24 protein-coding genes, 1 pseudogene and 1 riboswitch are annotated in these 25,349 nt (G+C 71.9%); of the genes and pseudogenes, 13 read left to right on the top strand and 12 right to left on the bottom strand.

Annotated features, from left to right (window positions below):
- The first annotated feature begins 864 nt into the window (after positions 1–864).
- Together QFZ74_RS13915 and QFZ74_RS13920 are read left to right on the top strand one after the other, a co-directional pair.
- Positions 865–3,402, top strand: coding sequence for a helicase C-terminal domain-containing protein (locus QFZ74_RS13915; protein ID WP_307621141.1), 2,538 nt, complete (start codon positions 865–867; stop codon positions 3,400–3,402).
- Positions 3,403–3,482: 80 nt separating this feature from the next.
- Positions 3,483–5,126 (top strand): DNA repair helicase XPB, encoded by a 1,644-nt coding sequence (locus QFZ74_RS13920; protein WP_307621142.1) that lies wholly within the window; start codon positions 3,483–3,485, stop codon positions 5,124–5,126.
- A gap of 25 nt (positions 5,127–5,151) precedes the next feature.
- Here QFZ74_RS13920 and QFZ74_RS13925 read toward each other — a convergent pair whose 3' ends face one another.
- A complete protein-coding gene (locus QFZ74_RS13925; RefSeq protein WP_307621143.1) occupies positions 5,152–5,328 on the bottom strand; it encodes a hypothetical protein in 177 nt (58 codons plus the stop codon).
- Between the two features lie 224 nt (positions 5,329–5,552).
- Here QFZ74_RS13925 and QFZ74_RS13930 point away from each other — a divergent pair, with 224 nt between their 5' ends.
- Positions 5,553–7,652 carry a UvrD-helicase domain-containing protein gene (locus QFZ74_RS13930; protein ID WP_307621144.1) on the top strand — a complete coding sequence of 700 codons (2,100 nt, stop codon included), beginning with the start codon at positions 5,553–5,555 and terminating at the stop codon, positions 7,650–7,652.
- A 59-nt stretch (positions 7,653–7,711) separates the two neighbouring features.
- Here QFZ74_RS13930 and QFZ74_RS13935 read toward each other — a convergent pair whose 3' ends face one another.
- Positions 7,712–8,383, bottom strand: a complete 672-nt coding sequence (locus QFZ74_RS13935; RefSeq protein ID WP_307621145.1) for a copper homeostasis protein CutC — start codon at positions 8,381–8,383, stop codon at positions 7,712–7,714.
- Between the two features lie 93 nt (positions 8,384–8,476).
- Between QFZ74_RS13935 and QFZ74_RS13940 the strand changes: the two genes are divergently transcribed.
- Both QFZ74_RS13940 and QFZ74_RS13945 read left to right on the top strand, forming a co-directional pair.
- Complete coding sequence (locus QFZ74_RS13940) at positions 8,477–9,139, top strand: HD domain-containing protein (protein ID WP_307621146.1); 663 nt, start codon at positions 8,477–8,479, stop codon at positions 9,137–9,139.
- 10 nt (positions 9,140–9,149) lie between these two features.
- Complete coding sequence (locus QFZ74_RS13945) at positions 9,150–10,247, top strand: GNAT family N-acetyltransferase (protein ID WP_307621147.1); 1,098 nt, start codon at positions 9,150–9,152, stop codon at positions 10,245–10,247.
- Positions 10,248–10,259: 12 nt separating this feature from the next.
- On the opposite strand, the gene QFZ74_RS13950 is transcribed toward QFZ74_RS13945, so the two are convergent.
- Positions 10,260–10,556: a DUF4031 domain-containing protein gene (locus QFZ74_RS13950; RefSeq protein WP_307621148.1), complete on the bottom strand. Its 297-nt coding sequence runs from the start codon at positions 10,554–10,556 to the stop codon at positions 10,260–10,262.
- Positions 10,557–10,563: 7 nt separating this feature from the next.
- Positions 10,564–10,959: a hypothetical protein gene (locus QFZ74_RS13955; RefSeq protein WP_307621149.1), complete on the bottom strand. Its 396-nt coding sequence runs from the start codon at positions 10,957–10,959 to the stop codon at positions 10,564–10,566.
- Between the two features lie 55 nt (positions 10,960–11,014).
- On the opposite strand from QFZ74_RS13955, the gene QFZ74_RS13960 reads away from it, so the two are divergent.
- From QFZ74_RS13960 to QFZ74_RS13970, 3 genes are all read left to right on the top strand, one after another.
- Positions 11,015–11,971, top strand: coding sequence for a MurR/RpiR family transcriptional regulator (locus tag QFZ74_RS13960; protein ID WP_307621150.1), 957 nt, complete (start codon positions 11,015–11,017; stop codon positions 11,969–11,971).
- A gap of 120 nt (positions 11,972–12,091) precedes the next feature.
- On the top strand, positions 12,092–13,027 hold the full coding sequence (gene murQ, locus QFZ74_RS13965) for an N-acetylmuramic acid 6-phosphate etherase (protein WP_307621151.1): 936 nt from the start codon (positions 12,092–12,094) through the stop codon (positions 13,025–13,027).
- Positions 13,028–13,061: 34 nt separating this feature from the next.
- Entirely contained in the window at positions 13,062–14,471 is a 1,410-nt protein-coding gene (locus QFZ74_RS13970; protein WP_307624147.1) for a PTS transporter subunit EIIC, read from the top strand.
- A 36-nt stretch (positions 14,472–14,507) separates the two neighbouring features.
- Here QFZ74_RS13970 and QFZ74_RS13975 read toward each other — a convergent pair whose 3' ends face one another.
- Entirely contained in the window at positions 14,508–15,578 is a 1,071-nt protein-coding gene (locus tag QFZ74_RS13975) for a sphingomyelin phosphodiesterase (protein ID WP_307621152.1), read from the bottom strand.
- 220 nt (positions 15,579–15,798) lie between these two features.
- Here QFZ74_RS13975 and QFZ74_RS13980 point away from each other — a divergent pair, with 220 nt between their 5' ends.
- A complete protein-coding gene (locus tag QFZ74_RS13980; RefSeq protein WP_307621153.1) occupies positions 15,799–16,377 on the top strand; it encodes a hypothetical protein in 579 nt (192 codons plus the stop codon).
- 15 nt (positions 16,378–16,392) lie between these two features.
- Here the strand turns inward: QFZ74_RS13980 and QFZ74_RS13985 are convergent, their stop codons facing one another.
- A complete protein-coding gene (locus QFZ74_RS13985; protein ID WP_307624327.1) occupies positions 16,393–16,593 on the bottom strand; it encodes a hypothetical protein in 201 nt (66 codons plus the stop codon).
- Complete coding sequence (locus QFZ74_RS13990; RefSeq protein ID WP_307621154.1) at positions 16,590–16,808, bottom strand: hypothetical protein; 219 nt, start codon at positions 16,806–16,808, stop codon at positions 16,590–16,592. The genes QFZ74_RS13985 and QFZ74_RS13990 overlap by 4 nt, the downstream gene beginning before the upstream one ends.
- Before the next feature lie 120 nt (positions 16,809–16,928).
- Here QFZ74_RS13990 and QFZ74_RS13995 point away from each other — a divergent pair, with 120 nt between their 5' ends.
- The 4 genes and pseudogenes from QFZ74_RS13995 to QFZ74_RS14010 form a co-directional block, all read left to right on the top strand.
- Positions 16,929–17,771 (top strand): helix-turn-helix transcriptional regulator, encoded by an 843-nt coding sequence (locus QFZ74_RS13995; protein WP_307621155.1) that lies wholly within the window; start codon positions 16,929–16,931, stop codon positions 17,769–17,771.
- Positions 17,752–17,961 carry a DUF397 domain-containing protein gene (locus QFZ74_RS14000; protein WP_307621156.1) on the top strand — a complete coding sequence of 70 codons (210 nt, stop codon included), beginning with the start codon at positions 17,752–17,754 and terminating at the stop codon, positions 17,959–17,961. Before QFZ74_RS13995 ends, QFZ74_RS14000 begins: the two co-directional genes overlap by 20 nt.
- A gap of 221 nt (positions 17,962–18,182) precedes the next feature.
- Complete coding sequence (locus QFZ74_RS14005; protein WP_307621157.1) at positions 18,183–19,058, top strand: hypothetical protein; 876 nt, start codon at positions 18,183–18,185, stop codon at positions 19,056–19,058.
- 115 nt (positions 19,059–19,173) lie between these two features.
- A pseudogene (locus QFZ74_RS14010) lies at positions 19,174–19,491 on the top strand (Uma2 family endonuclease); the annotation flags it as partial.
- A gap of 66 nt (positions 19,492–19,557) precedes the next feature.
- Here QFZ74_RS14010 and QFZ74_RS14015 read toward each other — a convergent pair.
- The 5 genes from QFZ74_RS14015 to thrC all read right to left on the bottom strand — a co-directional run bounded on the left by QFZ74_RS14015 (position 19,558) and on the right by thrC (position 25,105).
- On the bottom strand, positions 19,558–20,688 hold the full coding sequence (locus QFZ74_RS14015) for an NADH:flavin oxidoreductase (protein WP_307621158.1): 1,131 nt from the start codon (positions 20,686–20,688) through the stop codon (positions 19,558–19,560).
- A 257-nt stretch (positions 20,689–20,945) separates the two neighbouring features.
- A complete protein-coding gene (gene groL, locus QFZ74_RS14020; RefSeq protein WP_307621159.1) occupies positions 20,946–22,568 on the bottom strand; it encodes a chaperonin GroEL in 1,623 nt (540 codons plus the stop codon).
- Between the two features lie 365 nt (positions 22,569–22,933).
- Positions 22,934–23,137: a cold-shock protein gene (locus QFZ74_RS14025; protein WP_004986573.1), complete on the bottom strand. Its 204-nt coding sequence runs from the start codon at positions 23,135–23,137 to the stop codon at positions 22,934–22,936.
- A gap of 415 nt (positions 23,138–23,552) precedes the next feature.
- Entirely contained in the window at positions 23,553–23,828 is a 276-nt protein-coding gene (locus tag QFZ74_RS14030) for a MoaD/ThiS family protein (RefSeq protein ID WP_307621160.1), read from the bottom strand.
- Positions 23,825–25,105: a threonine synthase gene (gene thrC, locus QFZ74_RS14035; protein WP_307621161.1), complete on the bottom strand. Its 1,281-nt coding sequence runs from the start codon at positions 25,103–25,105 to the stop codon at positions 23,825–23,827. The genes QFZ74_RS14030 and thrC overlap by 4 nt, the downstream gene beginning before the upstream one ends.
- A gap of 17 nt (positions 25,106–25,122) precedes the next feature.
- Positions 25,123–25,266: riboswitch (SAM riboswitch) on the bottom strand.
- Positions 25,267–25,349 lie beyond the last annotated feature (83 nt).

Consider the following 25,349-nt stretch of genomic DNA (forward strand, 5'->3'; position numbering starts at 1 on the left):
GCGCCGCGGGCCGCCGCAGGAGCGCCCCAGGGACAAGGCCACGAACCGGAGGCGTCCCAGGCCGGGCGCCACGGGCAGGAGACCACCGACCGGCGCCGCGCCGCGGGCCGCCGTAGGAGCGCCCCAGGGACAAAGCCACGAACCGGCGGCGTCCCAGGCCGGGCGCCACGGGCAGGAGACCACCGACCGGCGCCGCGCCGCGGGCCGCCGTAGGAGCGCCCCAGGGACAAAGCCACGAACCCGGCGGCGTCCCGGGGCCGGGCGCCACGGGCGGGAAACCACCGACCGGTGCCGCGCCGCGGGCCGCCGTAGGAGCGCCCCAGGGACAAAGCCACGAACCGGCGGCGTCCCGGGGCCGGCGCGCGGGCCCGGGCCGGCCCCGGCCCGGCAAGCGGGTCCGCGCCGGAGGGGCGCAGCCCGTGGACGGGCCGGAGGCAACGAACGGCAGGCCACCGGCCGAAGCCGCCCCGCCGGCCGCCGGTGGAGCGCCCCAGGGACAAAGCCACGAACCGGCGGCGTCCCGGGGCCAGCGCGCGGGCCCGGGCCGGCCCCGGCCCGGCAAGCGGGTCCGCGCCGGAGGGGCGCAAGCCCGTGGACGGGCCGGAGGCAACGAACGGCAGGCCACCGGCCGAAGCCGCCCCGCCGGCCGCCGGTGGAGCGCCCGGGCCAGGGCGACGGACGCGCCGGCACAAGGCCACGGACGACGCACCCGGGCCGACCGGGACGGGCCCCGAAGCCGACGGGACCGCCGACGGCGCAAGCCGGCCACGAACCCCGGGCGTCGGACCCAGGCCGCATCCCAACCCGCAAGGGCCCGCGGCAGAAGGGCGCAGCCCTGGGAGGGGACCCGCTAACGTGGGTCAGATGAGCACCGAGGACCGTCCGGCGCACCGTTCCCTCGCGGAGGCGCTTCGGGCCAGGGACGACGCCTCCCTGGCCGCGCTGCTGCGCAGCCGCCCCGACCTCGTCACGCCCGTCCCCACCGACCTCACCCAGCTCGCCACGCGCGCGGGCACGCGTGCCTCGGTGCTGCGGGCGATCGAGCGGCTGGACCGGTTCACGCTCCAGACGGCCGAGGCGCTGGCCGTGGCGGGGGACCCGGCGACGTACGACGAGCTGCTCGGTCTGATGGCGGGCGACCAGGGGGACGCGGCCGTCGCCGCGGCGCTCCCGGGCGCGCTGGCCGTCCTGCGCGAGCAGGCCCTGGTCTGGGGCGGCGACGACCGGCTGCGGCTGGTGCGCACCGCGCGTGAGCTGCTCTCGCCCTCCGCGCAGCACCCGTCGCCGACCGGGCTCGGCCCGACCGTGCGGGAGGCGACCGCGGGCATGTCGCCGGGCCGGATCCAGGAGATCGTCACCGCCGTCGGCCTGCCCTCCACCCACGACTCGGTCTCCGCCGTGGACGCGCTCACCGCGCTGTTCACGGACCGCGGACGCATGGCGGCCCTGCTCGCCGGGGTTCCCGAGGAGTCGCGGGAGGTGCTCACCCGGCTCGTGTGGGGGCCGCCGTACGGCCAGGTCACCGCCGAACCGGCCGCCCATCTGCGCCGGCTGCTGGACCGCGGCCTGCTGCTGCCGACGGCGCCGGGCACGGTCGTCCTCCCCCGCGAGGTCGCCCTGCACCTGCGCGAGGGCCGCGCCCACCGCACACCCGAGGCCGTACCGCCGCCGGTCGAGGCGGCGACCACGCACCGTCCGGACATGGTGGACGCGACGGCGGCCGGGCAGGCGCACACCGCGCTGGCCACCGTCGAGGAGCTGCTGCGGGAGTGGGACGAGGGCGGGCCGGCGGTGCTGCGGGCCGGCGGGCTGAGCGTGCGGGACCTGAAGCGGACGGCCGTCGCCCTCGACGTACCGGAGCCGATCGCGGCCTTCTGGGTCGAACTCGCCTACGCGGGCGGCCTGCTGGCCGCCGACGCGGAAGCCGACGAGCGCTACGCCGCGACCCCGGCCTACGACGAGTGGCTGGAGCAGCCCCCGGCCGACCGCTGGGCGCGGCTGGCGCAGGCGTGGCTGACGGCGACCCGTACGCCCGGGCTGATCGGCGGGCGGGACGCGAAGGACCGCACGCTGTCGGCGCTGGGGCCCGGTCTGGACCGCTCGGCGGCGCCGGAGGTACGGCACCGGGTGCTGAGCCTGCTGGCCCTGCTGCCGGAGGGCGGCGCGCCGTCGGCCGAGGCCGTGCTGGCCCGGCTGCGCTGGGAGCGCCCGCTGCGCGGCCCGCGCCGGGACGGCGAGGATCTGCGCTCGCGGCTGGCCCGTTGGACGCTGTCGGAGGCGGAGCTGCTCGGGGTGACCGGGCGCGGCGCGCTGTCCGCGCACGGGCGGGCGCTGCTGGGTGCGCCCGCCGAGCCGGTGGCCGCGCAGGCGGCCGAGTCCTCGGGGCCCGGTGACAAGCTCCCCGTGCACCACCGTCCGCACGGCCCGCTCGAACCCCTCTCCCCGACCGAGCAGGCCGTCGCCACCGCCACGGCCGTCCGGCTGCTCGCCCCGCTGCTGCCGCCGCCCCTGGACCATGTGCTGCTCCAGGCCGACCTCACGGCGGTGGCGCCGGGCCCGCTGGAGCGCCCGCTGGCCGACATGCTGGGCGTGCTCGCCGATGTGGAGTCCAAGGGCGGCGCGACCGTCTACCGCTTCACGCCCACCTCGGTACGCCGGGCCCTGGACGCCGGCCGCAGCGCCGTGGACCTGCACGCCTTCCTCGCCGCGCACTCCCGGACCCCGGTGCCGCAGCCGCTGGCGTACCTGATCGACGACGTGGCCCGCAAGCACGGACACCTCCGGGTGGGCGCGGCCTCCGCCTACGTCCGCTGCGACGACGACGCCGTCCTGAACGAGATCCTCGCCGACAAGCGGGCCGCCGCCCTGCGCCTGCGCCGGCTGGCGCCGACCGTGCTCGCGACCCAGGCCGATCCGCCGACGTTGCTCGCGGGCCTGCGCGCGATGGGTTACGCGCCCGCGGCCGAGTCCGCCGAGGGTGACGTCGTGATCGCCCGGGCCCACGCCCACCGCACCCCGCCCCGCACGGCCCCCGAGCCCGTCCCGGAGGGCCCGCCCACCCCGGACGCCATGCTCCTGTCGGCCGCGGTCCGCGCGATCCGGGCCGGCGACCTGGCCGCCACGGCCCCGCGCAAGCCGTCCGGCGACGCGGCCCCCGCGGCGTACGGCGACCTCCCGCGCACCAGCGCCGCCGAGACGCTCGCCACGGTGCAGGCCGCCGTCCTGACCGGCGAGTCCCTGTGGATCGGCTACGTCAACGCCGACGGCGCCGCCAGCCAGCGCGTCATCGCCCCGATCCGCGTGGAGGGCGGCTTCGTGACGGCGTACGACCACACGGCGGACGAGGTCCGCACCTATCCGCTGCACCGGGTGACGGGGGTCGCGGAGCTGGCGGACGACTGACGGGCTGGGCCGGCGACGGGCCGTGATCACCTCCCGGTAAGGCAGACTGGAGGTTTGGCCGAACGAAAGGGTGCCCGCGCGTGAATGGTCCGCTGATCGTCCAATCAGACAAGACCCTGCTCCTCGAGGTCGACCACGAGCGGGCCGACGACTGCCGTCGGGCCATCGCGCCGTTCGCCGAGCTGGAGCGGGCGCCGGAGCACATCCACACCTACCGGGTGTCGCCGCTCGGCCTGTGGAACGCGCGGGCCGCCGGGCACGACGCCGAGCAGGTCGTGGACGCGCTGGTGCAGTACAGCCGCTACCCGGTGCCGCACGCGCTGCTGGTCGACATCGCCGAGACCATGGACCGGTACGGGCGGCTGACCCTGAGCAAGCACCCGGCGCACGGCCTCGTCCTGACCAGCACCGACCGGCCGGTGCTGGAGGAGATCCTGCGCTCCAAGCGGATCATCCCGCTCGTCGGCGCCCGGATCGACCCGGACACCGTGGCCGTGCACCCCTCCGAGCGCGGTCAGATCAAGCAGGTGCTGCTCAAGCTGGGCTGGCCGGCCGAGGACCTCGCCGGGTACGTCGACGGCGAGGCGCACCCGATCGAGCTGGCCGAGGACGGCTGGGCGCTGCGGCCGTACCAGAAGCAGGCCGTGGAGAACTTCTGGCACGGCGGCAGCGGGGTCGTCGTGCTGCCGTGCGGCGCGGGCAAGACGCTGGTCGGCGCCGGGGCCATGGCCGAGGCCAAGTCGACCACCCTCATCCTGGTCACCAACACCGTCTCCGCCCGGCAGTGGAAGCACGAGCTGGTGAAGCGGACGTCGCTGACCGAGGACGAGATCGGCGAGTACAGCGGGACGAAGAAGGAGATCCGCCCGGTCACCATCGCCACGTACCAGGTGCTGACGACCAAGCGGAAGGGCGTCTACCCGCACCTGGAGCTCTTCGACTCCCGCGACTGGGGTCTCGTCGTCTACGACGAGGTGCACCTGCTGCCGGCCCCCGTCTTCAAGTTCACCGCCGACCTCCAGGCCCGCCGCCGCCTCGGCCTGACCGCGACGCTGGTGCGTGAGGACGGCCGCGAGTCGGACGTGTTCTCCCTCATCGGCCCCAAGCGGTTCGACGCGCCCTGGAAGGAGATCGAGGCGCAGGGCTACATCGCGCCCGCCGACTGCGTCGAGGTCCGCGTCAACCTCACCGACACCGAGCGGCTGGCGTACGCCACCGCCGAGGCGGAGGAGAAGTACCGCTACTGCGCGACCACCGCGACCAAGCGGAAGGTCACGGAGGCGCTGGTGCAGCGCTTCGCCGGGCAGCAGATCCTCGTCATCGGCCAGTACATCGACCAGCTCGACGAGCTGGGCGAGCATCTGAACGCCCCGGTGATCAAGGGCGAGACGACCAACGCCCAGCGTGAGAAGCTCTTCGACGCCTTCCGCGAGGGCGAGATCAGCGTGCTGGTCGTCTCCAAGGTCGCCAACTTCTCCATCGACCTGCCGGAGGCGACGGTCGCCATCCAGGTCTCGGGCACCTTCGGCTCCCGCCAGGAGGAGGCCCAGCGCCTCGGCCGCGTGCTGCGCCCCAAGGCCGACGGCCACCAGGCCCACTTCTATTCGGTCGTCGCCCGCGACACCATCGACCAGGACTTCGCCGCCCACCGCCAGCGGTTCCTGGCGGAACAGGGCTATGCGTACCGGATCGTGGACGCGGACGAACTCCTCGCGGAGAGCTGAGGAGCCACCGGCGCCTGCACCGTACTCACCTGCGGTGCAGGCCCACTTCCTCGCCGTACTCGCCGAGGATCACGACGTCGAACGCGGCGCAGGCGTACACCCTGACGGCGCGGAGGGCGTCACCGAGGAGGTGGTGGTGGAGACCGCCGAGGGCTGTCGCGCCGGTCGGCCTCGCGCGGGGGCTGACGGTTGCTGCGCTCATGTCTCCATGATGGGACGCCGGGCACCGGACCGGAACGGATGAGAAATGCCAATCTCGGACATTTCCGCACGGTCGAAAACCATTGGCGCCATCCCGGACTCCTCACTAGAATCCCCGCTCTTGCCCGCCTCCTCCGCGGAGTGCCGCCGTCCGGCCGGTAACCGGACGGCACCCCGGTTCACGTCTCGGCTCACGCCACAGCTCACGTAAAGCGAGGCACTCCCTTGTCCACGCCGTCCGCGCCGTCCGCGCCGTCCGCACCCCTCGACGACCCCCTCGCCCGGGAACGCTCCCACCTCACCCGGTCCCGGGCCGCGCTGCGCGCCATGCGCGAGGACGCCGAGTCGCTCGACATCCGCGACGTCGCCGCGAACTGGGTGAACGCGCAGGTCCTCGCCCGCCAGATCGACGAGCGCATCAAGGCGCTGGCCGACCTCAGCGACACGCCGCTGTTCTTCGGCCGGCTCGACTACCTGCACGCTCCGGGCGCCGACCAGGCGGAGGGCGCCGAGGGCGAGCGCCCGCGGCCGGAGGCCGCTTATCAAACACTGCACATCGGGCGACGGCACGTGCACGACGTCGAGGGCGACCCGATGGTCATCGATTGGCGGGCGCCGGTCTCGCAGCCGTTCTACCGGGCGTCCAAGAAGGACCCGATGGACATCGCGCTGCGCCGCCGCTTCGGCTACACCGGCGGCGACCTCACGGCGTACGAGGACGAGCACCTCTCCGACCCCGCCGAGGCCGCGGCCACCAGCAAGCTGCTCCAGCAGGAGATCGAGCGCCCGCGCGTCGGCCCGATGCGTGACATCGTCGCCACCATCCAGCCCGAGCAGGACGAGATCGTCCGCAGCGGGCTCGGCGGCACAGTGTGTGTGCAGGGCGGCCCCGGCACCGGGAAGACCGCCGTCGGCCTGCACCGCGTCGCCTACCTCCTGTACGCCCACCGCGAGCGGCTCGCCCGCACTGGCACCCTGGTGATCGGGCCGAACAAGTCCTTCCTGCACTACATCGAGCAGGTGCTGCCCGCGCTCGGCGAGCTGACCGTGCGACAGGCCACTGTGGACGACCTGGTCGGCGGGCGGGTGGAGGTGCGCGGCACGGACGAGGCGGACGCCGCGACCCTCAAGGGCGACGCGCGGCTGGCGGAGGTCCTCCGACGTGCCGTCTACGCCCACGTGACGATGCCGACCGAGCCGGTCGTGGTGGTGCGCGGCTCCCGGCGCTGGCGCGTACCGGCGTACGAACTCGAAGGCGCCGTACGGGAGTTGCTGGAGCGCGGCATCCGGTACGGCGCCGCCCGCGAGGCGCTGCCGCAGCGCGTCGCGCACGCCGTGCTGGTGCAGATGGAGCGGGCCGGCGAGGCGCCGGACGACCGGGTGCAGGACGCCGTCGCCCGCAACAGCGCGGTGAAGGCGGCGGTCAAGGAGATCTGGCCGGCGGTCGACCCGGCCAAGCTCGTACTGCGGCTGCTGACCGACGCCGACTTCCTCGCCGAGCACGCGGAGGGGATCCTCACCGGGGAGGAGCAGAAGACGATCCTGTGGGCGAAGCCGGTGCGCAGCGTCAGGTCGGCCAAGTGGTCGCCCGCGGACGCGGTGTTGATCGACGAGGCGGCGGACCTCGTGGAGCGGACGCCGTCCCTCGGCCATGTGGTGCTGGACGAGGCGCAGGACCTCTCCCCCATGCAGTACCGCGCCGTCGGCCGCCGCTGCACGACCGGCAGCGCGACCGTCCTCGGTGACCTGGCGCAGGGCACCACGCCCTGGGCGACCCGTAGTTGGGACGAGGCGCTCACCCACCTCGGCAAGGCGGACGGCGTGGTGGAGGAGCTGACCGCCGGCTTCCGCGTCCCGACGGACGTCATCACGTACGCCTCCCGCCTCCTGCCCCACATCGCCCCCGGCCTCACCCCGGTCGCCTCGGTCCGTGAGAACCCGGGTTTCTTCGACCTCCGCCCGATCACAGATACCGCCGAAGTGGTCGCCGCCTGCGAGGAGTTGCTCCGCAACGAGGGCTCGACGGGTCTCATCGCCGCCGACGCACGGATCCCGGCCCTCGCCGAGGCCCTGACGGCGGCCGGGATCGCGCATCTCGCCCCGGGCGAGGAGACCACCGCGCGGACCCGGCTGACCCTGGTCCCCGCCTCGCTCGCCAAGGGCCTGGAGTACGACTACGTGGTCCTCGACGAACCGCAGGCGGTGGTCGACGGCGAACCGGACGAACGCACCGGCCTGCGCCGCCTGTACGTCGCCCTGACCCGAGCCGTCTCGGGCCTGATCGTGACGCACGCGACCGCGCTGCCGCCGCAGCTCGCGAAGTAGAAGTAGAAGTAGAAGTAAAAGTAGAAGTAGAAGTAGACGACTGCGGCGCCGCGGGCACGCTAGGCGCCGCAGTCCAGTGTCGCCCGCCACCGCGCGACGGCCTGCGCGCAGACCGGTCCCGTCCAGCCGTCGGGACGGGCCGCCCCGCCGATGTGGAAGGCCTCGATCCCGCCGGCCCGCAGCCGCGGCACATGGCCGAGCCGCAGTCCCCCGCCCGCCACGATCCGCTGCTCGTACCCGGGTTCGCCGCCGCGCGCCGCCTCGGCGACCAGCGTGTCGATCCCCAGCTCCACGCCGGACGCCGATCCCGCGGTGAGATAGGCGTCCAGGCCGGGCAGTCCGGCCAGTTGCCGTCGCAGGGCGTCGCGGTCGGCGGCCCGGTCGATCGCGCGGTGGAAGGTCCACCGGCACCCGTCCAGCGCCCCGACGACCCGCTCCACCGCTCCCAGGTCCACCTGGCCGCCGTCGTCCAGGAACCCGAGCACGAACTGATCGGCGCCCGCCTCCCTCAGCTCGCTCGCCACCCCCACCAGCCGCCCCACGTCCCCCGCCGCGAACCCGTCCCCGAGCCGCAGCATCACGCGCAGGTCGATGTCCACGGCCGCCCGGATCGCGGCGACCGTCCGGACCGAGGGACTCAGCCCGTCGGCCGCCATGTCGCGGACGACTTCGAGCCGGTCCGCGCCTCCGGCCCGCGCGGCGACCGCGTCCTCGGCGTCGAGGGCGATCACCTCCAGGAGCGTCTACAGGTCTAGGCCAATTCGCCACCGTACGCCCGTACCCACCGCGCCCGCGAGATCGCCTCGCCGCGCGACAATGACCCCATGGCCGACCTCGACACGTTGCGCACCCGCTGGACCCGCGCCCTGGACGGAGCCCGCGGCTCCGCCGAAGGCCCGGACCCGGCGCCGTACGCCGACCACCTTCTCGACCGCTGGCAGGAGCCGCAGCGGCACTACCACTCGCTCGCGCACCTCACCGCCGTCCTCGACCACGTCGACGCGCTGGCGGAGTACGCGGACGACCCGGACCTCGTCCGGCTGGCCGCCTGGTTCCACGACGCCGTGTACCTTCCCGAGCGCTCCGAGAACGAGGAACGCTCCGCCCGCCTCGCCGAACGCGCCCTCACCGAAGCCGGCGTCCCGGCCGGGAAGGTCGCCGAGGTCGCCCGGCTCGTCCGGCTCACCCGCACCCACGACCCGGCCCCGGACGACCGCAACGGCCAGGTGCTGTGCGACGCCGATCTCGCGATCCTCGCCGCGCCCCCGTCGGCGTACGCGGCTTACACCGTGGCCGTCCGCGACGAGTACCACTTCGTCCCCAACGACGCCTTCCGCACCGGCCGTTCCGCCGTCCTGCGCGAACTCCTCGATCTCCCCCGGCTGTTCAGGACGCCGTATGGCGAGGAGAAGTGGGAGGCGACCGCCCGCTACAACATGAACGCCGAACTGGAAATGCTGTCGACCTCCGACGAGCCGTCCGCATAGGGTGCGGGCCATGCGTGCCATGGGCGGGGAACAGGTCGAAGAGGCGGTCGCGGACTGTACGGCGCTGCTGCGCACCGCGGTGGAGCGGGACTGGCGGGCGGTGAAGGCCGGGCGGCTGGACTGGAGTTGCCGCGAGACGGCCGAACACATCGCGAGCGACCTCATCGCCTACGCCGGCCAGCTCGCCGGGCGCCCCCAGGACGCCTACGTCCCCTTCGAGATCGCCCTCGACGAGGGCACCGGCAACGCGGGGCTGTTGCACGTGATCGAGACGACCGGCGCCCTGCTGGCCGCCGCCGTCCGCACCACCCCGCCCCTCGTCCGCGCCTTCCACCCGTACCCCTTCCGCAGCGCGGACCGCACCGGCTTCGCCGCGATGGGCGTCGCCGAGGCGCTGCTGCACACGCACGACATCGCCGAGGGCCTCGGCCTCTCCTACGCGCCCTCCGACGAGCTCGCCGAGTCCGTGCTCACCCATCTCTTCCCGCACGTCCGGCCCGGCCCGGCGCCCTGGCCGACCCTGCTGTGGGCCACCGGCCGCGGCGAACTGCCCTCCCGCGCCCCGGTCACCGAGTGGCGCTGGAACAACAACCTCGTCATCCCGGCCGAGCGCCTCACCCTGGTCGGGGTGCGCCCCGCCGCCGCGCGCGATCTGCGCATCGGCGGCGACGGCGGGTTCGACTGGATCGAGGACGGGCCGTACGAGGGCACGCGCGACGCCGCCGGCATGACGGTGAAGGCGTACGAAGAGGGCGTCCACCGCCCCGAGTTCGGGATGTTCGCGCTCGTCCGGCACGAGGACGGCCGCGCGGTCGGCGGCATGGGCTTCCACTCGGCGCCGGACGAGGACGGCCGCGTCGAGATCGGCTACGACCTCGCCGAGACCGCCCGCGGCCAGGGCTACGCCACCGAGGGCCTGCGCGCCCTGGCCGACTGGGCGCTGGCGCGAGAGGACGTACGGCAGCTGTTCGCGGTCGTCGAGCGGGCCAACATCCCCTCGCAGGCGGTCGTCCTGCGGGCGGGCTTCCGGCAGGTGGGCGCGGGCGAGGAGTTCCTGACGTACGAACTCCAGGGCGGCGGCGACCAGGTCGGCCAGGGCCTGTCCTAGCCAGGGCCTGTCCTAGGAGTCGCGGCCCGGCACCATCAGTCCCCGTCGGACCAGTCCCTTGGGGCGGCGCAGACCGGCGCGGCGCAACAGCCGTACCACCTCGCGGCTGCTGACCTCCACCGCGCCCGCGGCCACCGCGTCGGCGTACCGGCGTGCGGGGATGTCGTAGTGGTCGCGCTCGAAGGCGCGCCGGGGCACGTCCAAGGCGGCGGCGAACGCGTGCAGTTCGTCGTACGAGACGTCGCTCACGAGGTGCGACCACAGCCGTCCGTGGCCGGGCCAGGAGGGCGGGTCGATGTACACCGTCACGAGCGCCTCACGAGATCGCGCCCCCGCCCGGGGCGCGGCCCGTGGCCTGCCCCAACTCCCCCACCGGCGCGACCTTCACGCCCGCCTGGTGGCACACCCAGTGCGGGTCGGGTCCGAGCTCCGGTTCGACCTCCAGCGCGTGCGGGTCTCCGGAGCCGCACACCGGGCACAGCGGCCAGCGTCCGTACCGGTCGAGCAGCGCGTCCTGCACGTCCTGCGCGACCAGTCCGGCCAGGTACGCCGAACCGTCCGGCCACTGCTCGACCCACCACCGCCGCTGGACGACGGAGTCCTCGACCAGGGAGACGACGTCCGCCTCGGCGACATCACCCGCCATCAGATCGGCGAGTACGAGGGCGCGCGCGGCGTGCAGTGCCAGCTCCAGGGGACTTACGGGCTCCATGGTCCCATTGTGCGCGCTCTTGACCCCGGCACCGAGCCGAAAATATCTTTCACAGGTGACCCAGGACGTGAAGGAAATTTTCGGCACCCCGGGCGGTCCGAGCGCCCCGGGCGCCCCCGGCCCCCACAGCACGCCCCCGGCCCCGGCCGCCCTCGCCGCCAAGGTGCGCACGCTCGCGCCGTCCATGACCCGCTCCATGCAGCGCGTCGCCGAGGCCGTCGCGAAGGACCCGGCGGGCTGCTCCGCCCTGACGGTCACCGGCCTCGCCGAGCTCACCGGCACCAGCGAGGCCACCGTGGTCCGCACCGCCCGCCTGCTCGGGTACCCCGGCTACCGCGACCTGCGCCTGGCCCTGGCCGGTCTCGCCGCCCAGCAGCAGTCCGGCCGCGCGCCCGCCCTCACCACCGACATCGCCGTCGACGACCCGATCGCCGACGTGGTCGCCAAGCTCGCCTACGACGAGCAGCAGACCCTCGCCGACACGGCCGCCGGCCTCGACACCGCGCAGCTCGGCGCGGCCGTCACCGCGCTGACCGGCGCCCGGCGGACCGACGTGTACGGGATCGGGGCCTCGGGACTGGTCGCCCAGGACCTCACCCAGAAGCTGCTGCGGATAGGCCTGATAGCCCACGCGCACAGCGATCCCCACCTCGCCGTGACGAACGCGGTGCAGCTGCGGGCGGGCGACGTCGCCATCGCGATCACGCACTCCGGGTCGACCGGCGACGTCATCGAACCGCTCCGGGTCGCCTTCGAGCACGGGGCGACCACCGTCGCGATCACCGGCCGGCCCGACTCGCCGGTGACGCAGTACGCCGACCACGTGCTGACGACGTCCACCTCCCGCGAGAGCGAGCTGCGGCCCGCCGCGATGTCCTCCCGGACGAGTCAGCTGCTCGTGGTGGACTGCCTGTTCATCGGGGTGGCGCAGCGGACGTACGAGTCGGCCGCGCCGGCTTTGGCCGCTTCTTATGAAGCCTTGGCACACAGGCACCGGAGTTCGCCGCGATAGACCGTAGGGGTAACTGCTGTGTGGATCTGCGGGTCCGATGTGGCTGGTCGGGCAGTTCCCCGCGCCCCTGAGTTGGCTGCACCGACCCGCACTTGAATGCCCACCCGAGAGAGCCGCCCCATGACTTCCACGTCCCACCCTCATGGCCTCCGCGCCGAGTTGGAGTCGCTGACCACCGAGGCGTTCCGGCCCGAGCTCGCCGAGATCGACCGGCTGCCCACCGTCGAGATCGCGCGGCTGATGAACGGCGAGGACACGGGCGTCCCCGCCGCCGTCGCCGCGCGGCTTCCGCAGATCGCGGCCGCCATCGACGCCGTCGCCGCGCGCATGGCCCGCGGCGGGCGTCTGGTCTACGCGGGCGCGGGCACCGCGGGCCGGCTCGGTGTGCTGGACGCCTCCGAGTGCCCGCCCACCTTCAACACCGAGCCCGCCCAGGTCGTCGGCCTGATCGCGGGCGGCCCGCAGGCCCTGGTCACCTCGGTCGAGGGCGCGGAGGACTCCCCGGAGCTGGCCCGGAGGGACCTCGACGGGCTGGGCCTCGACCCCGACGACACGGTGGTCGGCGTCTCCGCGTCCGGCCGCACCCCCTACGCCGTCGGCGCCGTCGTGCACGCCCGCGCCCTCGGCGCCCTGACGATCGGCCTGTCCTGCAACGAGGGCAGCGCGCTCGCGGCGGCCGCCGAGCACGGCATCGAGGTGGTCGTCGGACCGGAGCTGCTCACCGGCTCCACCCGTCTGAAGGCCGGGACGGCGCAGAAGCTGGTGCTCAACATGCTGTCGACGATCACGATGATCCGCCTCGGCAAGACGTACGGGAACCTGATGGTCGACGTGCGCGCCTCGAACGACAAGCTCCGGGCCCGCTCGCGCCGGATCGTCGCCCTGGCCACCGGCGCGGCGGACGAGGAGATCGAGGCGGCCCTCACCGCGACGGGCGGCGAGGTGAAGAACGCGATCCTGATCGTCCTGAGCGGGGTCGACGGCCCGACGGCCGCCCGCCTTCTGGAGGAGAGCGGCGGCCATCTGCGCGCCGCGCTGGCAGCGGCGACCGGCTGAACCGCACCCTCAGGGGGTGCGCACACCGGACAACATGGACAGCAACGACAGCAAGGACAGCCTCACTGCCGAGGCGATCCTCCCCCTCGTCGGCGGCCCCGCGAACGTCGTCTCCGTCGCCCACTGCATGACCCGGCTGCGGCTGGGCCTGCGGGACAGGGGCCTGGTCCGGGAGGAGGCGCTGCGCGCACTACCCGCGGTGCTCGGCGTGGTCGCGGACGACGAGACGTACCAGATCGTGCTGGGCCCGGGGACGGTCGCCCGGGTCACCCCGGCCTTCGAGGCACTGCTCGCGGCGGAGCCGCCCGGGACGGCGGCCGAACTGGCCGCCAAAGGCGCGTACTTGCGAGCGTCCCAGCGTCAGCGCAACGCCACGCCCGGAAAGATCCTCCTCCGCCGCATCGCGAACATCTTCGTCCCGCTGATCCCGGCCCTGATCGGCTGCGGCGTGATCGCGGGCCTGAACGGCCTGCTGGTCAACCTGGGCTGGCTGCCGGGCGTCACCCCGGCCCTCGCCGCCATCGCCTCCGGTTTCATGGTGCTGATCCCGGTCTTCGTCGGCTACAACACGGCGAAGGAGTTCGGCGGGACGCCCGTGCTCGGCGGGGCGATCGCGGCCATCATCGTCTACGCCGGGGTGGCGAAGGTGACGGTGTTCGGCATGACCCCGGCACCCGGCCAGGGCGGCGCGCTCGGCGCACTGGCGGCGGCACTGCTCGGGACGTACGTGGAGCGGTGGATCCGCGGCCGCCTACCGGACGCGCTCGACGTCCTGGTCACCCCGACCGTCACGGTTCTCCTCACCGGCCTGGTCACGCTCTACGGCCTCATGTACGCGGCGGGCGAGCTCTCGGCGGCCATCGGCACGGGGGCGAACTGGCTGCTGGACAACACGGGTGTCCTGGCGGGCCTGATCCTGGGCGGCCTCTTCCTCCCCCTGGTGATGCTGGGCCTGCACCAGGCTCTCATCCCCATCCACACCACCCTCATCGAGCAGCAGGGCTACACGGTTCTGCTGCCCATCCTGGCGATGGCGGGCGCGGGTCAGGTAGGCGCGGCTCTTGCCGTCTACGTCCGCCTGCGCCACGACACCTCGCTGCGTACGACGATCAAGTCGGCGCTCCCCGCAGGGTTGCTGGGCGTCGGAGAACCCCTGATCTACGGCGTCTCGCTCCCCCTGGGCCGCCCCTTCGTCACGGCGTGCGCGGGCGGCGCGGCGGGCGGTGCCTTCGTCGGGTTCTTCTCGATGCTCGGCGACAAGGTCGGCTCCACCGCCATCGGCCCCTCGGGCTGGGCCCTGTTCCCGCTCCTGTCCGGAAACCAGGGCCCGGCCCTCGCCGTCGGGATCTACGCGGGCGGCCTGTTCACGGGGTACGCGGTCGGCTTCGCGGCCACGTACGTCCACCTACAGCCGGGCACGCTCCACCCCTCGGAGCAGGGATGAAGCGCGGTGGCGTCTCAGCTTCTCGGAGACGGCGTCTCAGCCAAGCTGGAACGTGGCCTCGACCGGGTAGTGGTCGCTGGGCGCGTTCGTGTCGGTCTGGCCCTCGGTCCAGCCGCTCTGCGGGTCGAAGTCGGCGACGACGCGGGGAAGCGCGGCCGGGGTGGGACGGCCCGGGGCGTTGAGGTAGCCGATGTAGTCGAGGCTGTCGTGGTAGTCGCGCGGGAAGGACTCGACGCCCGACATGTACTGGCACCACCCGGAAACCCGGCAGTCCATGGTCATCAGGGTCTGGGTCGGGTCGGTGGCCGGAGTGCCGAGCGGCCCGCCGACGGCGCTCTGCGCGTTGGCGTAGTCGCCGCGCGCCTGGCCGCCGTAGTACTCGACGTTGAGGTCGCCGCCGAGGAGAACCGGCGCGGACGTACCGGCGATCCCGTCGACCCAGCTTCGGATCTCACGCAGTTGGGCGAGGCGTGTGGCCTGGGTGGTATCGGTGGAGGCGCTCGACGTCTGGTCGGCCTGGAGGTGGGTGCCGACGACCCAGGACTTCGTGCCGTTCTTGTCGATCTGCGCCAGGACCCCGCCCTTGTTGGCGTTGTAGTCCCACGTTCCGGAGGTGGAGTTGGTGAAGACGTGGGCGTACTGGGCGGTGATCGGGTACTTGGACAGGATCATCGTCCCGCCGTTGAAGACGAGGGGGTTGTTGGAGCAGTCGCCGCTGATCCCGTTCCATCCGCCGCCCGAGCAGACCTGCCCCACGACGGGGGTGCGGTACGGGTAGAGGTCCGCCAGCTTTGCGTTGATGTCGTCGGTGGAGGTGTGGTTGAACAGCTCGTCCAGCACGACGACGTCGGCGTTGTGCTTACGGACGATGTCCTCGATGACGGGTGTGCGCTCCGCGGCCTTCCCCTTGACCGCGGCGTCGACGGCCTCGGGCACGAGGTCGACGTTCCAGGCGAAGACGGAGAGTGAGGAGCCGGCGGTCGCGGCGGGTGCGGCGCCGGCCGTCTGCTGTAGGGGCTGGGCCTGGGCCGACTGGGCGGCGAAGCCGCCTACGAGCAGGGCTGTCGCCGCGAAAGCGGTGGCGAGCCTGAAGCGACGCGTGGTCACATCTGCCTCCTGGGGTGAGGGAAACCCGGGGCCGCGGGTGGGGGCCCACGGGTTTACGGCATACGGACGGTAGCTACGAGTCGGTACGTCGGGGTGAACACCAGGGTGTCGCCGGGCACCGACATGCCCATGACTTGTTCAAACAAGTCATGGGCATGGCGAGTATAGGGAGGGGCAGCGGGGTGGCGGTACTGTCGGTGCCCCATGCGATCGTGGACCCATGAACCACGCACAGCTGACCGCCCTCGGCCGGGCCCTGCGCCTACTCGGCGAGCACGGGGAGACCCTGACCGCCGAGACCCCCGACGCGAAGCTGCACGAGGTCAAGGCGGACCTCAAGCGCGCCCTGGACCTGCTCGACGAAACGGTGACCACGGCCGCACCCACGACCCGCTGCCCCGAGCACCCGGGCGGACCGGTGGACAAGGACGCCCCGGACCTGTGCCTCCTCTGCGAGACCCGCCGCCGCTCCGCCCGCCGCAGCGAGGTCAACGACACCTACGCCCGCCCCCGCGCCCCCGAGTCGGCCGAGCGCACCCAGTCCCGCTACGGCCTCAGCGCCGACCGCCCCCAGCCCCAGCAGCGCTGGCTCCCGGAGGTGTGGAACGGCCAGTCCTGGCAGCTCTGCGGCACCCCCCGCCGAGACCGCCAGGAGGCCGAGCGCTACCTCACCGCCGAGCGCAGAACCCCCCGCTCAGGCATGGCCTACCGGCTGGTCCACGAGTTCACCGACTACGAGGTACTCCGCGTCTGGGGGACGCCGGTGAAGGTGGACATCGAACCGATGGGGAATATGTAGCCGCCCGCCCGGCGGTCACGGCAGCCTGCCCTCCCAGTTGACCCGCCGCACCCGCGCCCGCAGCACGTCCCCCGGCGACGCCTCGCCGAGCGCCTCCGGGGGACAGTCCCACTCACACCCGCCCCCGACGGGCCGCAGTTGCACGTATCCGCCCTCGCGCCCCATGACCTGGCCAAGCCGCCCGTCCCGTACGTCGATCACGTACTCCTCGGTCACGCCTCACCGCCCGCGAGGCCGCGCAGCACGGCGGTCAGTCTCTGCGCGGTGCCGACATTGCAGCGCCCGAGAGAGACCAGGGCGAACGGCTCGTCGCTCGCGCCTGTGACCGGGTCCACGGTCAGCGACGGCAGTACGACGCCGACCCCGGTGAGTGCCGCCCGCAACTCCTCGACCACCTCCTCGGTGGGCCGTACTCGCTTACTCGACGTCATCTCCATCCGCGACCACCTCAACGCTGAGTATTGAAATTCACCACCCAGCGTGTCCGACCCGGCTCTAACCTGGCCAGATACGGCGTTCCAACAACCCTTCCTGTGTGACTGGGAGTTGCCATGCCAGGACCGAAGGACCTCGATCCGTCGTCATCACCGCGCGCCCTGCTGGGTGCCGAATTGCGCCACGCTCGCGAACGGAAGGGGCTCAGCCAGGCCGAACTGGGCGAACCGCTCTTCGTGAGCGGGTCGTTCATCGGTCAGCTGGAGACCGGGACGCGGCGACTCCAGCTCGAACTCGCGGTCCAGATAGACGAGATCCTCGACACGGGCGGCTTCTTCGAGCGCAACTGTCGGGCTCTCGCCAAGAGCAAGTACCCCGACCACTTCGCGGAAGCGGCGGAAGCCGAGGCGGTCGCCACTTCGATCAGGCAGTACGCGCAGCTCCTGATCCCGGGGCTACTACAGACGCGGGCGTACGCGGAGGCGGTGTTCCGCGCGTATCAGCCGACAGCGCCGGACGCCGTCATCGAGACCCTCGTGGTGACCCGACTCGAACGCACACACCTCCTCGACGATCCAACAACCCCCTTGTTGTGGGCGGTCCTGGACGAGGCCGTGCTCCGACGGGAGGTCGGTGGCGGTGCGGTGATGGCGGAAGCCTTGTATCACGTGGCGGACCTGGCGCGCCGGCACCGGATCATCATGCAGGTGCTGTCATTCGGCGCCGGGGCGCACGCAGCAATGCACGGCACTCTGAAACTCATGGAGTTCGAGGATGCGCCCCCGCTTTCCTTCGCCGAGGCGCCTGACATGGGGAAGCTGCTGGACGACCCGGCCACGGTTGCACGTCACCATCTGATGTTCAGCCTCCTCCAGGCAGCCGCCCTTTCACCGCCAGACTCCCTGGCCCTGATCGAGTCGGTGGCGCAGGATTACGAGCATGGAGAACACCACCCATGAATACGAGCTGAGCACGGCCACTTGGTACAAGTCGACGTACAGCGGCGGCGACGGCGGCGACTGCCTGGAAGTCGGCTCCGGCCACCCCACCCTCGTCCCCGTCCGCGACTCCAAGAACCCCCTCGGCCCGAAGCTCGCGTTCCGGGCCGAGGTGTGGACGGCCTTCGTCGAGAACCTCAAGCACGGCTGACCGACCACCGCCCCGAAGCTCAAGCCCCAAGCCCCGAGCCCTCTTTGTTTGGAATGGGCGGTGGGCTTCAACCCACCCACCCTCCCGGCGAGTTGACTTGACGCGACCGGCTTGCCACGCACAGTCACTAGCGGCTAGCGTGCCGCACAAGAACGCCCCCGTCAGGTGCTAGCAACACCTGCGGGGGCTCACCGACAAGATCGAAGGACAATTTCGATCCCATGGCTGTTACCCAGCTTAGTGCTGCCGTCCCTTCCGCGCACGCCCTCCCGCACCCGATGGCCAACCCCGGCTACGGAAAGCGCACGGCACCCGGCCAACTCCCCGGCACCGCGACCGACTTCGCGCACCTCCCACCCCGCGAAGCCGCCATCGCTGCGTACATCGACCGCCTCCCCAACGGCGCCGACGTATCCGTGAAGACGCTGGCCAAGCACCTCCCGTACGGCCAATGCGCCCTGCGCACCGCCCTCAACAACCTTCAGCGGGCAGGCCACTTGCGCCGAGGTCGCGAGCACCTGGCCGACTCGGGCAGCCAGCACTGGATCACCCGAACGTGGTGGTCCCGCACCGCACGCGACGACGGCTGGTGGGCGGCGTTCACCCGGGGCGCCGTACCGCAGGAGCCGCCACCTACCCGGAGGCCCCCTACCCGGTCCCGCGCCTACGTCCTCCTCGCGGCCCTCGGCCGCAGCGCCCCGGTGCTGTCGCTGTCCCATGCCTCCTGCTCGGAACTCGCACCTCTCGTGGTCGAGTGGTTCACCCGAGGTGCCACCGAGGACGACGTACTACGCGCCCTGACCGCCGGCCTGCCCACCCCAGTCCACAGCCCAGCCGCCCTCGTGGCCCGCCGCCTGAAGGACAAGCTCCCACCCGAACCAGAGCCCACCCCACCCCCACCCCTCCGCGTACTGGAGTGCGCGAAGTGCGGAACCCCGGGCCGTCCGGAGGCCCTGCCGGGCGGCATCTGCGGCGTATGCCGGGGCGATACCGCCGCCCTGCCCCGCCCTTCCGCTCTGTCCTCCAAAGCCGTTCGCTCCCACGCCGCCGCGGCCCGCGCAGCCATGGTCGACCGCCGAGAAAGGCCACGCCTATGACCGCTCCAACGGTCGGGAAGCAAACAGCCGGGGCACGATGGTGGGAAGGAGGCGAGCCCACCATGACCTTTGGCACCCGGCACCCGCAGATGTCCCGAGAGGACTTCGAAGAGCAGCGCCACTCGATCACTTCATCGCCCAGGGCGGCGAGTGGGCCGACCCGGATGGCGTTCTCATGGTCGTCGAAGTCACGTCGCGCGACCGCGACACCGACCGGCGCGACCGCGTCGACAAGCCCATCGGCTACGCGGAGGCCGACATCCCGGTGTACCTCCTCATCGACCGGGACCACCTCGCGGTCACCGTGTACAGCGAGCCGAAGGACGGCCGGTACCAGCAGGCCCTCACCTACACCTGGGGCGCGATCGTCGAACTCCCCACCCCCGTGAACATCACCCTCGAAACCGAGACGCTCAAGAAGTACGCCGGCTGACACCCCGAGCACCACAGGGGCGGCGCCCACCGGTCCCGGGGCGCCGCCCACGTACACACAGCACACTCAGCTCAGCGAGCGCAGCGCCCCCGCGTCGTACGCCGCCAGTTCGTCGAAGCGGCCGGACAGGACCTTCGCGGCCCACTCCGGGTCCTGGAGGAGCGCGCGGCCGACCGCGACCATGTCGAACTCGTCGCGCTCCAGGCGGTCCAGGAGGTTGTCGATGTTCGCCGCCGGGGCGCCCTCGCCCACGAAGGCCTTGATGAAGTCGCCGTCGAGGCCGACCGAGCCGACGGTGATGGTGGGCTTGCCGGTCAGCTTCTTGGTCCAGCCTGCCAGGTTGAGGTCGGAGCCCTCGAACTCGGGGACCCAGTAGCGGCGCGTGGAGGCGTGGAAGGCGTCGACGCCGGCGGCGGCGAGCGGGGTGAGGATGGCCTCCAGCTCCTCCGGGGTCTCGGCGAGCCGGGCGTCGTAGTCCTGCTGCTTCCACTGCGAGAAGCGGAAGAGGATCGGGAAGTCGGGGGAGACCGCGGCGCGGACGGCGGCCGTGATCTCCGCGGCGAACTTCGTGCGGGCCACCGGGTCGCCGCCGTAGGCGTCGGTGCGGCGGTTGGTGCCCTCCCACAGGAACTGGTCGAGGAGGTAGCCGTGGGCGCCGTGGAGTTCGACGCCGTCCATGCCGATGCGCTCGGCGGCGGCGGCGGACTCGGCGAACGCGGCGACGACGTCGTCCAGGTCCGCTTGCGTCATGGCCTTGCCGGTCACCTCGGCGCCCGCCTTGAACAGGCCGGAGGGACCGACCGCGGGAGCCTCGGCGAACGGCGGTTCGCCCGCCCTGCGCACCATGCCGACGTGCCACAGCTGCGGCATGATCGTGCCGCCCGCGGCGTGCACCGCGTCGGCGACCTTCGCCCAGCCCGCGAGCTGCTCCTCGCCGTGGAAGCGAGGGACGCGGTCGCTCTGGCCGGCCGAGTCGTGGCCGACGTACGTGCCCTCGGTGATGACCAGGCCGACACCGGCGGCGGAGCGGCGGGAGTAGTACGAGACCACGTCCTCGCCCGGGACGCCGCCCGGGGAGAACTGACGGGTCATCGGGGCCATCGCGATGCGGTTGGGGACCGTGAGTCCGTTGAGCGCTATCGGGCGGGACAGGATCTCCGCGGCGCGGGACGCGGCGGCGGGCGTGGTGACGGTCACGTGGGGGCTCCTCGTGAGTGCGGGGGTTGCGGAGTTAACCGGCGGGTATGTGCGTGCGCATTGTTGCACCCTCTTAAACAAGTTCAACCGCCGGTGCGGTCCCACGCATTCCGCGGCCCGCGCACGTCCCCGTGTGATGCCGGACACGACCCTGACACGACCCCGGACACGCCCGAGGGCGGCACCCCCTGTCCTGTTGGACAGTCAGGGGGTGCCGCCCTCGAAGCGATAAGGACGCCGATCAACCCTCAGGTCGATCAGAAGTCCATGTCACCGCCCGGCATGCCGCCCGGAGCGGCCGCGCCGGCCTTCTCGGGCTTGTCGGCGATGACGGCCTCGGTGGTGAGGAACAGCGCGGCGATGGAGGCGGCGTTCTGCAGCGCGGAACGGGTCACCTTCGCCGGGTCGATGATGCCCTCGGCGACCAGGTCGACGTACTCGCCGGTCGCGGCGTTCAGACCGTGGCCGACGGGCAGGTTGCGCACCTTCTCCACGACGACGCCACCCTCGAGACCACCGTTGACGGCGATCTGCTTGAGCGGGGCCTCCAGGGCGAGCTTCACGGCGTTGGCGCCGGTCGCCTCGTCACCCTCGAGCTCCAGCTTCTCGAAGACCGGGGTGGTCTGCAGCAGGGCCACGCCACCACCGGCGACGATGCCCTCCTCGACGGCGGCCTTCGCGTTGCGGACGGCGTCCTCGATGCGGTGCTTGCGCTCCTTGAGCTCCACCTCGGTGGCGGCACCGGCCTTGATGACCGCGACACCGCCGGCGAGCTTCGCCAGGCGCTCCTGCAGCTTCTCGCGGTCGTAGTCCGAGTCGCTGTTCTCGATCTCGGCGCGGATCTGGTTCACGCGGCCCTGCACCTGCTCCGAGGAGCCGGCGCCGTCGACGATCGTGGTCTCGTCCTTGGTGACGACGACCTTGCGGGCGCGGCCCAGGAGGTCCAGGGAGGCGTTCTCCAGCTTGAGACCGACCTCCTCGGAGATGACCTCGCCGCCCGTGAGGATGGCGATGTCTCCGAGCATGGCCTTGCGGCGGTCACCGAAGCCGGGGGCCTTGACGGCGACCGACTTGAAGGTGCCACGGATCTTGTTGACGACCAGGGTCGACAGGGCCTCGCCCTCGACGTCCTCGGCGATGATCAGCAGCGGCTTGCCCGACTGCATGACCTTCTCCAGCAGCGGGAGCAGGTCCTTGACCGAGGAGATCTTGGAGTTGGCGATCAGGATGTACGGGTCGTCGAGGACGGCCTCCATACGCTCCATGTCGGTGGCGAAGTACGCCGAGATGTAGCCCTTGTCGAAGCGCATGCCCTCGGTGAGCTCGAGCTCGAGCCCGAAGGTCTGCGACTCCTCGACGGTGATGACGCCTTCCTTGCCGACCTTGTCCATGGCCTCGGCGATGAGGTCACCGATCTGGGTGTCGGCGGCGGAGATGGAGGCCGTGGAAGCGATCTGCTCCTTGGTCTCGACATCCTTGGCCTGCTCGAGGAGGGCGGCGGAGACGGCCTCGACGGCCTTCTCGATACCGCGCTTGAGGGCCATCGGGTTGGCGCCGGCGGCGACGTTGCGCAGGCCTTCCTTGACCAGGGCCTGGGCGAGAACGGTCGCGGTGGTCGTACCGTCACCGGCGACGTCGTCCGTCTTCTTGGCGACTTCCTTGACCAGCTCGGCGCCGATCTTCTCGTACGGGTCCTCGAGCTCGATCTCCTTGGCGATGGACACACCATCGTTGGTGATCGTGGGGGCGCCCCACTTCTTCTCGAGGACGACGTTGCGGCCCTTGGGGCCGAGCGTCACCTTGACGGCGTCCGCGAGCTGGTTCATGCCGCGCTCGAGGCCGCGCCGCGCCTCCTCGTCGAACGCGATGATCTTGGCCATGTGAAGTGGTCCCTCCAGGACTGGGGGTGATTACTTCGGACCGCGCCCGCGCCCGCGACGGACGGCTCGCATGCCGCGTGGTTCCTTGCCCCACCCGGCCTGCGGGCCTCACCGACCCGGTCCTTCGTTGTCACTCTCACCTTCAGAGTGCTAACGCAATGATTAGCACTCGGCATGGTCGAGTGCAAGCGGCTATCGGTGTTTGAGGCGCACTCAGTCACGCACCCCGGCGCGTCGGCCGACGGCGGCACGGCAGGGCGGGCACGACGAGGTGGGCACGAGGCGGGCACGAGGCAGGTACGACGAGGCGGGCACGACGAAGGGCCCGCACCCACCCGGGTGCGGGCCCTTCGCGACAAGAATGTTCAGGCGGTGACGCGAACCATGTCGGCCTGCGGACCCTTCTGGCCCTGCGAGATCTCGAACTCGACCCGCTGGCCCTCTTCCAGGGTGCGGTAACCGTCCATCTGAATGGCGCTGTAATGGACGAAGACGTCCGCACCACCGTCGACCGCGATGAAGCCGTAGCCCTTCTCCGCGTTGAACCACTTGACGGTGCCCTGAGCCATGCCTAACTCCCCTATTACTGGCCCTTGCACAGATCCACCCTTCGCGGACCCGGGTCAGACCTCGCCCCCCAATCGGTCGGGGGCGTGCGCCGGAACGCGTCGACCGCGGCTGAATGTATCTGCCCAACTGCCGTCTGCAACAGGTCAATCGGACGAGAATTCTGGACGGACTCGATCCGGAATATGGCGAGAATTCCCTGGAATTCAGGGCAAGTCGGACCCCGCGAAAGTCACAAATGCCGCGAAGAGTAAGTGCAGTTTGGCTGCTTCTTGTCGGGTGTGCGGCAAGAATCCGGGGCTTCTGCCCCGGGCGGGCGGGAGTGCGTTCCCCAACTGTACCGCGCTCAATCACGCGGAATTGCCCCCTCCGTTTCTCTCACGGAGGGGGCAATTCGCCGCACGGCCGGTAACCGGATCAGCCTCCGGCGACGGCGGGAATGATGGACACTCCCGCACCCTCCGGGGTCACCGTCTGAAGGCCCTGCTCGAAGCGCACGTCGTCGTCGTTGACGTACACGTTGACGAAACGGCGCAGCTTGCCCTGGTCGTCCAGGACGCGGGCGGCGATGCCGGTGTGGTTCTTCTCCAGGTCGGCGATGACGTCGCCGAGGGTGGCGCCCTCGGCGGCGACCTCGGCCGCGCCACCCGTGTAGGTGCGCAGGATGGTGGGGATGCGAACGGTCACGCTCATACGAGGCCAGCCTCTCGGAAGGAGTCCAGGTCAGGACGGATCGTCGCGGTGAGCCCCGTGCCGGCCACCGCGTCCAGGGTCTTCAGTCCGTCGCCCGTGTTGAGCACGACGGTGGTCTTCGCCGGGTCCAGCAGGCCGGCCTCGATCAGCTTGCGGGTCACGCCGACCGTGACGCCGCCCGCCGTCTCGGCGAAGATGCCCTCGGTCCGGGCGAGCAGCCGGATCGCGTCGACGACCTGCTCGTCCGTCACGTCCTCCACGCCGCCGCCGGTGCGCCGCACGATGTCGAGGACGTAGGGGCCGTCGGCCGGGTTGCCGATGGCGAGGGACTTGGCGATGGTGTCCGGCTTCTGCGGCCGGACCACGTCGTGGCCCGCCTTGTAGGCGGTGGACACCGGTGAGCAGCCCTCGGCCTGCGCCCCGAAGATCTTGTACGGCCGGTCCTCGACCAGCCCGAGCGCGATCAGCTCCTTCAGCCCCTTGTCGATCTTCGTGAGCTGGGAGCCGGAGGCCACGGGGACGACGATCTGGTCGGGCAGCCGCCAGCCGAGCTGCTCGCAGATCTCGTACGCCAACGTCTTGGAGCCCTCGGCGTAGTACGGCCGCAGGTTGACGTTGACGAAGCCCCAGCCCTCGCCGGCCGGGTCGCCGATCAGTTCCGAGCAGAAGCGGTTGACGTCGTCGTAGTTGCCCTCGATGCCGACGAGGTCGCCGCCGTAGACCGCGGCCATGACGATCTTGCCCTGCTCCAGGTCGTGCGGGATGAACACGCAGGAGCGCAGGCCCGCGCGGGCGGCGGCGGCGCCGACGGCACCGGCGAGGTTGCCCGTGGAGGAGCAGGACAGGGTGGTGAAGCCGAAGGCGCGGGCGGCCTCCAGGGCCTGGGCGACGACGCGGTCCTTGAAGGAGTGCGTCGGGTTGCCGGAGTCGTCCTTGACGTACAGCCCGCCGGTCACGCCGAGTTCGCGCGCCAGGTTGTCGGCGCGGACGAGCTTGGTCCAGCCGGGGTTGATGTTGGGCTTGCCGGCCACGTCGGCGGGGACGGGCAGCAGGGGGGCGTAGCGCCAGATGTCGGCGGGGCCGGACTCGATACGGGCGCGGAGTTCCTCGGTGTCGTACGCCGAGAAGTCGTAGGCGATCTCCAGCGGGCCGAAACACTCCTCGCAGGCGAATACCGATCCGAGCGGTACCCGGTGGCCGCATTCGCGGCAGCTCAGCGCTTCGGCGGGACCGAGGTCGACGGACGATGTGGTGGTCGCGACGGTCTGCACAGCCATAAAGGCGAGGCCCTTTCTCCTCATCTTCCTCACGACGCATCTCGCCGTGAGACGGATTTGGCACCTTCCCTAGCCGGGAGCCTCGCCGCATGAGACGAGTACCGACTGGAGGGTTGCCGGGGCTTCATCGGGCCGTGTCCCTCTGCCCCTCTGGATGAGCTGTATGCGGTTGTGAACGGCGGAGACCCCCGACATGCGATGGTCATCCGCGTTGTTCAAGACTGTAACCGAAGGCCAGGACAGT

This window comes from Streptomyces sp. V3I7 (assembly GCF_030817495.1).
Taxonomy (GTDB): domain Bacteria; phylum Actinomycetota; class Actinomycetes; order Streptomycetales; family Streptomycetaceae; genus Streptomyces.